The organism is Flavobacterium sp. MEB061, from assembly GCF_000834715.1.
GTDB classification, from domain to species: domain Bacteria; phylum Bacteroidota; class Bacteroidia; order Flavobacteriales; family Flavobacteriaceae; genus Flavobacterium; species Flavobacterium pectinovorum.
The window spans coordinates 306015-318114 of record NZ_JXQR01000014.1 but is presented as its reverse complement, the minus strand read 5'-3'; the positions used below and the strand labels follow the sequence as shown (position 1 = coordinate 318114).

General features: G+C 33.9%; 9 protein-coding genes. 7 read left to right on the top strand and 2 right to left on the bottom strand.

The window, feature by feature from the left end:
* Nucleotides 1-61 precede the first annotated feature (61 nt).
* The 4 genes from RT99_RS06875 to ilvA all read left to right on the top strand — a co-directional run bounded on the left by RT99_RS06875 (nucleotide 62) and on the right by ilvA (nucleotide 5755).
* On the top strand, nucleotides 62-1036 hold the full coding sequence (locus RT99_RS06875; RefSeq protein WP_042563979.1) for a D-glycerate dehydrogenase: 975 nt from the start codon (nucleotides 62-64) through the stop codon (nucleotides 1034-1036).
* Between the two features lie 534 nt (nucleotides 1037-1570).
* Nucleotides 1571-3547, top strand: coding sequence for a urocanate hydratase (locus tag RT99_RS06870; protein ID WP_042563978.1), 1977 nt, complete (start codon nucleotides 1571-1573; stop codon nucleotides 3545-3547).
* Nucleotides 3548-3627: 80 nt separating this feature from the next.
* Complete coding sequence (locus RT99_RS06865; RefSeq protein ID WP_042564075.1) at nucleotides 3628-4167, top strand: DUF4136 domain-containing protein; 540 nt, start codon at nucleotides 3628-3630, stop codon at nucleotides 4165-4167.
* 343 nt (nucleotides 4168-4510) lie between these two features.
* A complete protein-coding gene (gene ilvA / locus RT99_RS06860) occupies nucleotides 4511-5755 on the top strand; it encodes a threonine ammonia-lyase IlvA (protein ID WP_042563977.1) in 1245 nt (414 codons plus the stop codon).
* Between the two features lie 82 nt (nucleotides 5756-5837).
* Here ilvA and RT99_RS06855 read toward each other — a convergent pair whose 3' ends face one another.
* The gene (locus tag RT99_RS06855) at nucleotides 5838-7982 is read right to left on the bottom strand and encodes an RICIN domain-containing protein (RefSeq protein WP_042563976.1); all 2145 of its coding nucleotides are present in this window, start codon (nucleotides 7980-7982) and stop codon (nucleotides 5838-5840) included.
* A 395-nt stretch (nucleotides 7983-8377) separates the two neighbouring features.
* Here RT99_RS06855 and RT99_RS06850 point away from each other — a divergent pair, with 395 nt between their 5' ends.
* The 3 genes from RT99_RS06850 to RT99_RS06840 all read left to right on the top strand — a co-directional run bounded on the left by RT99_RS06850 (nucleotide 8378) and on the right by RT99_RS06840 (nucleotide 11209).
* Nucleotides 8378-8773, top strand: coding sequence for a group III truncated hemoglobin (locus tag RT99_RS06850; protein ID WP_042563975.1), 396 nt, complete (start codon nucleotides 8378-8380; stop codon nucleotides 8771-8773).
* Between the two features lie 96 nt (nucleotides 8774-8869).
* Entirely contained in the window at nucleotides 8870-9313 is a 444-nt protein-coding gene (locus RT99_RS06845; protein ID WP_052483598.1) for a hypothetical protein, read from the top strand.
* Nucleotides 9314-9442: 129 nt separating this feature from the next.
* The gene (locus RT99_RS06840) at nucleotides 9443-11209 is read left to right on the top strand and encodes an aromatic amino acid hydroxylase (protein WP_042563974.1); all 1767 of its coding nucleotides are present in this window, start codon (nucleotides 9443-9445) and stop codon (nucleotides 11207-11209) included.
* Between the two features lie 141 nt (nucleotides 11210-11350).
* On the opposite strand, the gene RT99_RS06835 is transcribed toward RT99_RS06840, so the two are convergent.
* The gene (locus tag RT99_RS06835) at nucleotides 11351-11980 is read right to left on the bottom strand and encodes a DUF4230 domain-containing protein (RefSeq protein ID WP_042563973.1); all 630 of its coding nucleotides are present in this window, start codon (nucleotides 11978-11980) and stop codon (nucleotides 11351-11353) included.
* Nucleotides 11981-12100 lie beyond the last annotated feature (120 nt).

Genomic DNA, 12100 nt, shown 5'->3' with positions numbered 1-12100 from the left:
ATTTTCAACTTCAAAAAATCTAAGAAGTCTAACTATCTAACATCTAAAAATCTAAACAAAAATGAACGTTTTTATAAATAAAAATATACCAGAGGCCGGCATTGTATTACTTCGGGAAAGAGGCATCAATCTTACCATAAATCCAACAGAGAATGTATTATCAAGAGATGAATTCATCAAAATCTGTCAGGAAAATGATGCGCTTCTTAATGTTGGAACCAATAATTTTGATGAAGATTTTTTTCAGCAATGCCCTAATTTAAAAGGTATCGCTTTGTTTTCTGTTGGATTTGATGCTGTAAATATTTCATCCGCAAATAGTCGAAAAATACCTGTGGGAAACACGCCTGATGTTTTAAGCAGAGCAACTTCGGATATTGCTTTTTTATTGATGCAAAGCGTTGCCCGAAAGTCATTTTACAATCATAAAAAAATTATAAACGGAGAATGGGGAAGTTTTAATCCTTTGGCAAATTTAGGACAAGAACTCTACGGCAAAACACTCGGGATATTCGGTTTGGGCAGAATTGGTTTTGAAATGGCCCAAAAATGCAAAGCCGCCTTCGGAATGAATATCATTTACCACAATCGTTCTCATAATGAAAATGCCGAAAATGAACTTAATACGGAGTTGGTAGATTTTGAAACTTTACTTGCAAAAAGTGATGTTTTGAGTGTTCATTCTAATTATACAGAAGAAAATAATGAACTTTTTAATAAAAGTGCTTTTGCAAAAATGAAACCTAGTTCTATTTTCATCAACACAGCAAGGGGAAAATTCCATAATGAAGACGATTTGTTTCATGCCCTGACCAATAATATAATCTGGGGCGCGGGACTTGACGTTACTAATCCGGAACCCATGAAAAAAGACAATCCTTTATTATCATTGCCAAATTGTTGTATTTTGCCACATATTGGTTCCGCAACATACGAAGCCAGAAATGCAATGGCAGTTTGCGCCGCACAAAATATAATAGCGCTTTTTGAAAATAAAAAAATGCCGTTTTGTGTTAATGAAGATGTTTATTTTTAATTAGATAATCTAAAAATGTGTCAATTAGATAATTCGAAAATCTAAAATCATCAATCTAAAATCTAAAATTACATATGGATATTCGCTCAAGAAAATTTAGAATTAGGATCTACAAATCCTATCATAGGTCGGATATTCGTTATCCCTAGTTTTTAATTAGAAAATGTGTCAATTTGATGATTAGATAATTATTTTCAGGTTGAATATTGATAGATATTTCGCTCCAATGGAGCTTTATTAATTGACGCATATTGTTTTCTATAAATATTACACCTTTCCAAGGCTAACTCCAGAGGAGTGAAATATTTATAGAAATACAATTAGCATTCAGAATTTTAGCCCCAGCGGGGCGTCATAATTAGACATATAATAATTTCAGATGTTGAATCTTACGTTTTGCTAAAATCTAAAATCAACAATCTAAAACTTTAGTCCAGCGGAGCGACATAATAAAAAAAACAAATTAATCTGTTGTTAATCTAACTAAAATATCTTAGTAACTTAGAATCTTAGCAACTTAGCACCTTAAAAAAAATGACTTTCAAAGAAGAAATACAACAGGGAATTCCAACGATATTACCTCCAAAAAAACAATACGATTTAGCGATTAATCACGCTCCAAAACGAAAAGAAATTCTTTCGGCAGAAGAAAAAAAACTGGCTCTAAAAAATGCATTACGTTATTTTGAAGCCAAACATCACGCTGAATTAATTCAGGAATTCTCAGAAGAATTAGAAAAATACGGACGTATCTATATGTATCGTTTGCGTCCGGATTACAGAATGTACGCGCGGCCAATCGACGAATATCCTGGAAAATCATTGCAGGCAAAAGCGATTATGCACATGATTCAAAATAATCTGGATTATGCCGTGGCGCAGCATCCGCATGAATTGATTACGTATGGCGGAAACGGAGCTGTTTTTCAGAACTGGGCGCAATATTTATTAACCATGCAGTATTTGTCTGAAATGACAGATGAGCAGACTTTAACGATGTATTCAGGGCATCCGATGGGATTATTTCCTTCACATGCTGAAGCGCCAAGAGTTGTGGTTACCAACGGAATGGTTATCCCGAATTACTCAAAACCGGACGATTGGGAAAAAATGAATGCGCTTGGCGTTTCTCAATACGGACAAATGACCGCAGGAAGTTATATGTATATTGGCCCACAGGGAATTGTACATGGAACGACGATTACGGTTTTGAATGGTTTCAGAAAAATAAAATTAAATCCTGAAGGAAATCTTTTTGTGACTTCTGGACTTGGCGGAATGTCTGGTGCGCAGCCAAAAGCCGGAAATATTGCAGGTTGTATTACGGTCTGCGCCGAAGTAAATCCGAAGATTACCAAAATTCGTCACGAACAAGGCTGGATTAACGAAATTGTAACTTCGACAGAAGAATTGGTAAAAAGAGTCAATTCGGCGAAAGCCAATAAAGAAGTAGTTTCAATTGCTTATTTAGGAAATGTGGTTGATGTTTGGGAATGTTTCGACAAAGAAAACATCAAAATTGATTTGGGATCTGATCAGACTTCATTGCATAATCCTTGGGCTGGCGGTTATTATCCTGTTGGAATTTCTTTCGAAGAAGCCAACGAAATGATGGCCAATAATCCTGGTTTATTCAAAGAAAAAGTTCAGGAATCGTTACGCAGACAAGCAAAAGCAATAAACAAACATACCGCAAAAGGAACTTACTTTTTCGATTATGGAAATGCTTTTTTATTAGAAGCTTCGCGCGCCGGTGCTGATGTAATGGCTGAAAATAATATCGATTTTAAATATCCAAGTTATGTGCAGGATATTATGGGACCAATGTGTTTTGATTATGGCTTTGGACCTTTTAGATGGGTCTGTACATCTGGAAAACCGGAAGATTTACAAAAAACCGATACTATTGCAAGTCAGGTTTTAGAAGAATTAGCGAAAACTTCTCCAAATGAAATTCAGCAGCAAATGCAGGATAATATTAAATGGATCAAAGGCGCACAGGAAAATAAATTGGTTGTGGGTTCCCAAGCCAGAATTCTGTATGCTGATGCTGAAGGCCGAATTAAAATTGCCGAAGCTTTTAATCAGGCGATTGCAAAAGGCGAAATTGGAACTGTTGTTTTAGGTCGTGATCATCACGACGTTTCCGGAACGGATTCTCCTTACAGAGAGACTTCTAACATTTATGACGGCTCTCGTTTTACGGCCGATATGGCAATTCAAAATGTGATTGGCGACAGCTTTAGAGGTGCAACCTGGGTATCAATTCATAACGGTGGCGGAGTTGGCTGGGGAGAGGTTATAAACGGCGGATTTGGTATGGTTCTTGATGGTTCTAAAGAGGCTTCAAAACGTTTAGCATCAATGCTTTTCTGGGATGTTAACAACGGAATTTCAAGACGAAGCTGGGCAAGAAATGACGAAGCTATTTTTGCCATAAAAAGAGCGATGGAAGTTCAGCCTTTATTAAAAGTAACTTTGCCTAATATAGTCGACGAAAGTTTATTTTAATTATAATGTCAGGCTGAGCGTCCCGAAATTTCGGGACGCTCAGCCTGACAAAGAAAATGAGAACATTAAAATTTAATTATATGAAAACATTCAAATTAGTACCCGTTTTTTTGCTTTTAATATTAGCCTCTTGCAGCACTGTTAGTGTTTATTCTGATTACGACAAAAACGTAGATTTTGCTCCTTATAAAACGTATGCTTTTTTTAAGCCGGGAATTGACAAGGTTGAAATTTCTGATTTGGATAAAAGACGAATTCTTCACGCAATAGATACTGAAATGCAGGCAAAAGGTTTTACTAAAAGCGAAAATCCTGATTTATTAGTAAATATTTTTACTAAATCAAGAGAGCAAGTAAATGTAAACCAGTTTAGCGCTGGCTGGGGTTACGGCTGGGGCTGGGGTTGGAATCCTTACATGATGTATGGAGGAAACCAAACAACGGTTTCTACCTCTACAGAAGGAACTTTATACATCGATTTAATCGATGCCAAAAAGAAAGAAATGATCTGGCAAGGTGAAGGAATTGGAACCTTAACTAAAAACATTGATAAAAAAGATGCCAGAATACAAGAAATTGTAAGCAAGGTTTTGGCTCAATATCCGCCTGTTAAGAAGTAAGTTTTTCAGTCACAGTTAATCAGTTTTTGTAAAAACTAAAAACAGAGATTGAGTATTTCAAAAAATAATTAATACATTTGTTATTCAGACAACAACAAAATGACAAACTTTAGTAACATTATTATCGCTATTATCAGCATTATTGCAATTCAGCAATGATGGCGAGGTGTTATATAAAAAAGTAAACAAATACAATTTATGAAACCTCCCAATCGGGAGGTTTTTTTATTTAATGAATTTAAAATAGCCACGAATTTCATGAATTAGCACGAATTAATATTTAGCTTCCGGCTGATAAAAATTAGAGAAAATTCGTGTAATTCGTGGCAAAAAAACAAACAATATGACTTTATTTAACGAAGTAATCAACGCAAAAAAACAGCTCGAAAATGTAGTTGCCGCTACTCCACTCACGCAAAATTTAAATCTTTCAGATGAATTTAAATCAACTATTTTATTAAAAAGAGAAGATTTGCAAATTGTTCGTTCTTATAAAATTCGGGGTGCTTATAACAAAATTTCTTCGTTGAAAGATTCCGAAAAAGCAACCGGAATTGTTTGTGCCAGCGCCGGAAATCATGCACAAGGCGTTGCTTATTCCTGTAATTTACTGGAGATAAAAGGCAAAATTTACATGCCAAAAACCACTCCGAAACAAAAAGTAAAACAAGTACAATTATTCGGAAAATCGTTTGTTGAAATTGTACTTACAGGAGATACTTTTGATGATGCTTACGCTTCGGCAACGGCAGATGCAATCAAAAATCATAAAACTTTCATTCATCCTTTTGATGATTTAAAAGTTATTGCAGGGCAAGGAACTGTTGGGTTAGAAATCTTGGATAGCTATAAAGAACATATTGATTATGTTTTTGTGCCAATTGGCGGTGGCGGACTTGCGTCGGGATTATCTGAAGTTTTTAAACATTTGAGTCCGAATACAAAAATTATTGGGGTTGAACCCAAAGGTGCGCCTTCGATGAAAACTTCTATCGATCAAAATAAAAACACCGCTTTAACCACAATAGATAAATTTGTTGATGGTGCTGCCGTAAAACAAGTTGGCGACATGACTTTTGATATCTGCAGAAATAATTTAGACGATATTATTTTGGTTCCCGAAGGAAAAGTCTGCACGACAATTTTGCGTTTGTATAATGAAGAAGCAATGGTTGTTGAACCGGCAGGAGCATTGACAATTGCTGCTTTAGATTTTTATAAAGACAAAATAAAAGGCAAAAAAGTAGTTTGCGTCGTTAGCGGAAGTAATAATGATATTGAGAGAACTGCTGAAATAAAAGAACGTTCTTTACTTTACGAAGGTTTGATGCACTATTTTATGATTCAGTTTCCGCAACGTCCGGGTGCATTGAAAGAATTTGTAAACAACATTTTAGGTCCAGATGATGACATTACTTATTTTCAATTTCATAAAAAAAACAATCGAGAAGTAGGTTCTGTAGTTGTTGGATTAGAACTGAAAAAGAAAAAAGACATTATGAATATTAAATTAAATATGACCAAAAACGGATTTGAGTTTCAATATTTAAATGACAATCAGGATTTGTTTACACAGTTAATTGGCTAAAAACAAAAGGCTGCCTGAAATAAATATCAGTCAGCCTTTAAACTCAATATAAAATTACTAATTGAATCCAGAAATTTAAAAATTATTGTTTTACAACTTTTTTAGAATAAGAACCTTTACTGTCTGTAACTTTCACAATGTAAAGTCCTTTTGGTAATTTTGAAATTTCAATTTCAGCTTCACTTCCATTTACAAAATCAACAGTTCTTTTTAAAAGATTTTGACCGGTAACCGAGTAAATCTCAACACCGCCAGAACCCGAATTTGGTGTGTTTATTTTTAAATAATCATTGGTTGAATTGATATAAATTGAAAGATCTGATTGAGAATTAAGTTCTTCTGCAACAGCTTTTTTAGCTGTAGATTCAACCTGCACAAACTGCCATTGTTGATTTAATCCGCCGGTATAACTCCAAACCTGAATATTGGCCCCGTTTGCAGTAGAAACATTTTCGACATCAAGAGATTTTCCACTATTTAAATTAATGATTTTATAATAACCTCCTCCAAGACTTGTAACTGTCCATTTGAATTCGTTAGAAGCAGAAAATGTTTTTTGCTGTACTTTTAATCCATCTGCCGTTCCATTATTTTCAACCGCAAGATACATTCCTGTCGATTTTACAATGATGTAATAGTTTCCACTTCCGTCAGAAACAAATTTCCAACGTTGATTATTTCCTCCGCCATTTGTAATATCATATTGCTGAATACGGCTTCCGCTTATTGTGGCATTATCTGCAACATCCAAACCTTTATTACTGTTTCTTGAAATAATATTGTAATATCCCGGAAAACTTTCAACCGGAGGATTTCCTACTGCCCAATTGAATGTTACAGCAGATGTTGCGGGTACAGAATAATTAAATGCCGATGACCCTGAAACAACTTTGATTGTATTTGCTGATCCGCTTGAATTATATACAACAAGCGAAATCGAACCATAAGGATTTTTAAATCCAACAGAAAAAATACTTCCGTTTGTACTTGAAGAATTAATTCGTAAAGCGCCCGGTTTTACAAATTTTGAAATTTGACCAATAATATAATACGCTACATTTTTAGTATAACTTGTACTATTGTTTACCGTAATTGCACCTAAACACGTGTTACATCCGCCCGGAGTTCGCGGTCCCAAACCAGAGTTATTTGCTGCATTCCATTCCAGAACCGTTTTTGCCCAGTTATTTGTACTACCAATCACTACATTTTGCATGTGCCAGCCAAAATCTCCGCTAAAACTTCCTCCCGATCCTGTGTATTGTTCTGTAAAATATACGTTTTTATTGGTTGCATTTCTTACTGTTGACATTGCTGAAATATTTCCTAAATACAAGTGAAATGCGGCGCCATCAACATAACCACTGTTATTTAAAACATCAATAGGATAAGCTGTATTATCGCAATTATGATCAAAAGCAATGATTTTTATGTTTCCGTAACCAGCTGCTGCCATTTGCGGACCAAGTTGTTGATTAATAAAATTCTTTTGTTCTGTAGAATTCATCAGCATACTTGGTTCGTTATGCGGATTTTCAGGTTCATTTTGAGGTGTGATTCCCCAAATTGAAATTCCCTGCGCCTGCATTGCATCAAAGTATTTTACAAAATATCTGGCATACGCTGCATAATATTGTGTTTGCAAACTTCCGCCAATCCAGGAATTATTTGTTTTCATCCAACGAGGAGCCGACCACGGAGTTGCTAATATTTTAATGTTCGGATTAATTAATTTTATCTTTTTTATAATGGGAATTAAATAGGTTAAATCCGGTCCGTTAAGACTAAAATTATTCATATTAACATCGCCAGAAGTTTCGTTATAACTATAAGAAGAACTGCTTAAATCTGAAGCTCCTATACTAATACGAACTACACTTGCGTTTAATCCGGTAGTGGGATTATACAAATCATTTAATAATTGATTTTGCTGAGTGGCCGCCATTCCGCTAATCACTTCGCAGCTTCCTTCCGTAAGTGTGTAACCAAACCCGTCCATAGTTTGATAGGTTGTTGATGGATTTACAGTAACTGTTGAAGGATTTGAGCCTGAATTGGTTCCAAAGTTTACGGTACTTTGTTGCTGTAATAATTTCGTTTGATCGCCTGAGGTTATCCACGGCGTAACGGTCTGTGCAGTCGTCTTACTAATTAGTGAAGTCATAATAATGCAAAACATTAGCATAAACTTCATTCGGTTTTGTGGTTTTTGGGTAATTTTGTTCATAGTTTTGAGGTTTTAGATAATTAAATTTTTCTTATTTTTTAAGATTAATTTTATTAATTCATATCAATATTATGATATTTTTAATTAAAATGATATTTTTCCTACATTACAAATACACATCATTTTGAAATTTAAACCTTACAAAAACTTATCTATATTTTTCACAAATCATTGATTTTAAATACTTTAATTTAATTAAAAAACATAAAAACCTTACTTTTAGAATTCAAATAATCATAAAATGATAAAATCAACGTAAAACTCTATATTACCTTATCTGTCAATCATTATTTTATCTTCTGTTTGACAAAATAAATAATTATGTAAATGATAAATATCAGAAATTATAAATCAGCAGATATCGTATTTTTGCAATTCATTTTATAATAGAAAACATGACAACTCTTAAAGATATTTCAAACATAGAAGACATAAAATTAATGGTCGATTCTTTTTATGATAACATTAGAAAGGATGAACTTTTGGGGCCAATTTTTAATGATAAATTACAAGATCGCTGGCCTGTGCATTTGCAAAAAATGTATGGTTTTTGGCAAACAATTTTATTTGATGTCCGCGCTTATTCAGGAACTCCTTTCCCGCCACATAAGCAATTACCGGTAGACAAAACACATTTTGACCGCTGGATTCAACTTTTTAATACTACAATTGATTCTCAATTTTCAGGACCAATTACAGAAGAAGCCAAAATGAGAGCAGCAAATATGGCTTATATGTTCAATCACAAAATCGAGTATTTCAGAAATGCCGAAAATGAGTTAAAAAAGTAAATAACCAATTAGATTTGGATTACCGTTTTTATTAAATAAATTTGATCAGCAAAATTGCTATTAAAAACCAAATCAAAACAAATCCAATTCTTAATCATGAAAAAGACAATTCTGTTTTTTATAATCTGCTTTTCCTTTTTAAATCATCTAAATGCACAAACAGCCCCTATCTTTAATTTGTACAAAGGCACTGTCGACGCAAAAAATCCTGTAACATTTTATATTAAAACAGAAGAAAACCCATGCACGGCAGATCTCATGTATACCGCCATGTATCGTTATGACAAATCAGGAAGCTGGATTCAGTTAAACATTACTCAGAATGTAAAAATCGAAAATCAATTCGTTTTAGTAGAACACGGTTTTAGTGGTGTAATGATTTTAAAGAAAACCGGAAACACTTTTACTGGTTTATGGATTAGTCCCGACACAAAAAAACAATTAAAAATTGATGTAAAAGAAGCTTCGATGACAAAAAAGGAAATCGAAAAATATGAAAAAACACTGGAGAAAGTGAATTATGAAAATAATGACTGTTAAAATCATTTGTCTTCAAAATCTATAAAAACGCAATAAAAGTTACTTTCGAATAAAAATATTGTGATGAACAGCAAAAATTAGCGAGCTAAATTCGTAATTTTACATTCTTAATCTACAACGTTTTCGAAAATGAATGCATCTATAGAAACAAATCCGTTATTAGAAAGATTGCCAAAACATTTAAAGCAATTCATCAAACCACAGGATTATAGCGATTATACGCCAATTAATCAGGCAGTTTGGCGCTATGTAATGCGCAAAAACGTAGATTATTTATCGAAAGTTGCCCATCATTCTTATTTGGATGGTTTGAAAAAAACCGGAATCGAAATTGATTCTATTCCAAGCATGTACGGCATGAACAGAATCCTGACTGAAATTGGCTGGGCTGCAGTTGCTGTTGATGGATTTATTCCACCAAATGCTTTTATGGAATTTCAGGCCTACAACGTTTTGGTTATCGCTTCAGATATTCGTCAATTAGAACATATTGAATATACACCTGCACCGGATATTATTCACGAAGGTGCAGGCCACGCTCCTATTATTGCAAATCCTGAATATGCAGAATATTTGCGTCGTTTTGGTGAAATTGGATGCAAGGCCATTTCATCTCACAAAGATTATCAAATGTATGAAGCAATTCGTTTGCTTTCTATTTTGAAAGAAGCAGAAGATACGCCACAGGAAAAAATCGATGAAGCGGAAAAAGCGGTTGCCGATTTACAAAATAATATGGGCGAATTATCTGAAATGGCCCAGATTCGTAATTTACATTGGTGGACAGTAGAATATGGTTTGATTGGAACTGTCGAAAACCCAAAAATATACGGCGCCGGATTACTTTCTTCTATCGGAGAAAGTGCCTGGTGTATGACCGATAACGTAAAGAAAATCCCTTATGATATTTCGGCTGCGAATCAAAATTTTGATATTACACAGCTACAGCCTCAACTTTATGTAACGCCGAATTTCTCTTATTTGAGTTTGATTCTTGAAGAGTTTGCGAATAAAATGGCTTTAAGAACCGGAGGACTTTCCGGAATTAAAAAACTAATTCACTCAAATGCTTTAGGAACTATTGAATTGAGTACAGGTTTACAAATTTCAGGTGTTTTTACCAATGTTCTGGAAGAAGAAGGAAAACCGGTTTACATTCAGACTACGGGAAAAACTGCTTTATCTTACCGTGAAAAAGAATTAGTTGGCCACGGAACTTTAACGCATCCTGAAGGCTTTGGAAGTCCAATTGGAAAATTGAAAGGTTTCAATTTAGCCATTGAAGATATGAGTCCGAAGGATTTGCAAGCGTATAGTATTGTCGAGAATGAAACTGTAAAATTAGAATTTGAAGGCAATATTATTGTTGAAGGCGAAATCATAACCGGTTCAAGAAATTTACACGGAGAAATTATCTTAATCAGTTTTAGAAATTGTACCGTAACGCATGGCGAAACGATTTTGTTTCAGCCAGAATGGGGAAATTATGATATGGCGATTGGCAAAAAAGTAGTTTCTGCTTTTTCCGGTCCAGCCGATGTAAATAGTTTTGATCTTATTAATAATGTTCCGAAAACTACCACTATAAAAGCAAAACATACAGACGAACGTGATGATTTAGAAGTTTTATATCAAACGGTTCGTATGCTTAGAGAAAACAAAGATTCTAAATCTGAACTGAAATCTGTTTTTGAAAAACTGAAACACAATCATCAAAACGATTGGTTGCTTTCTATAGAAATTGCTGAACTTTTAAAAGATTCTGAAGAAAAACAACTTTTGCAGGAAGTCTTGGTTTATTTGGATCAACTAAAAGAAAAACGTCCTGAAGTCGCGCATTTAATTGCGGGTGGATTGGATTTGATTTTTGATAGTTCTTTGCCACAAAGGCACTAAGTCGCGAAGTTTTTTTGTTATTGCGGAAATTTTGCCCACGGATTTTACTGATTTAAACTGATGGACGCAGGTTTTTTTTTTTAATCTCGCAAAGTCGCGAAGTCGCAAAGTTTTTCTACAATAAACCTTTGTCCCTTTCTTTTATAACTTCAAATCTTCGTTAAAATCTTTATCAGATTCTATTGTTTTTCCGTTGTATTGCAGTTTCCAACCCATAGAATTTGTTAAAATCAATATCTTAGATAATTCGCTGATTAACCTATTTTGGGCATTACTTTTAAGTGAAGATTTATCGATTTTTTTAGCCAGATTCGCTTTTACCGATTTGTTGATTTTATTGTAATCGTCGCCAGTAAATGGATTTAGTTTGCTTTGTTCGACATCATAAAACTGAATATCAGGATTAATGGTAATTTCTTCTTTGGGAATATTTAAAATCGTAATGGTTTTGTTTTTTTCGTCGATATCGTATTTCATTTTATGCAAATCGTAGGCAACGGTAACATTTGCATTTACAACAACTAATGCTTTCTTCTCAAAAGAAACCATATCCATTAAATATTTCTGTTGATTTTTATAGGTAATCACTTCTGAGAAATGTCCTTCGGTGACAACTAACTTTCCAACATTAAGAATTTGCTGCTGAATAAGATTGGTATTATAATCGATTGTAGAATCGTCGTCTTTTTTGAACTGACAATATTTGAAAGCCAAAACAACCAAAAGCACGACCGAACCTAAAACTATAATCCTTTTTATTAAATTTTGCATTCTATTAATTTATTAGACCAATTTACAAAATGTGAATTAAAGTTTGCCACGAATTGCACTAATTTTCGCTAATTATAATTTACGCTTAAAGAATTGTTTTAAAAAATAATTTGTGCCAAT

Excerpts from the sequence above, each read along its gene's own strand:
- RT99_RS06850 (WP_042563975.1), top strand. The coding sequence starts at position 8,378 with ATGACAACTCTTAAAGATATTTCAAACATAGAAGACATAAAATTAATG.
- RT99_RS06835 (WP_042563973.1), bottom strand. The coding sequence starts at position 11,980 with ATGCAAAATTTAATAAAAAGGATTATAGTTTTAGGTTCGGTCGTGCTT.
- ilvA (WP_042563977.1), top strand. The coding sequence starts at position 4,511 with ATGACTTTATTTAACGAAGTAATCAACGCAAAAAAACAGCTCGAAAAT.
- RT99_RS06875 (WP_042563979.1), top strand. The coding sequence starts at position 62 with ATGAACGTTTTTATAAATAAAAATATACCAGAGGCCGGCATTGTATTA.
- RT99_RS06870 (WP_042563978.1), top strand. The coding sequence starts at position 1,571 with ATGACTTTCAAAGAAGAAATACAACAGGGAATTCCAACGATATTACCT.
- RT99_RS06865 (WP_042564075.1), top strand. The coding sequence starts at position 3,628 with ATGAAAACATTCAAATTAGTACCCGTTTTTTTGCTTTTAATATTAGCC.
- RT99_RS06845 (WP_052483598.1), top strand. The coding sequence starts at position 8,870 with ATGAAAAAGACAATTCTGTTTTTTATAATCTGCTTTTCCTTTTTAAAT.
- RT99_RS06840 (WP_042563974.1), top strand. The coding sequence starts at position 9,443 with ATGAATGCATCTATAGAAACAAATCCGTTATTAGAAAGATTGCCAAAA.
- RT99_RS06855 (WP_042563976.1), bottom strand. The coding sequence starts at position 7,982 with ATGAACAAAATTACCCAAAAACCACAAAACCGAATGAAGTTTATGCTA.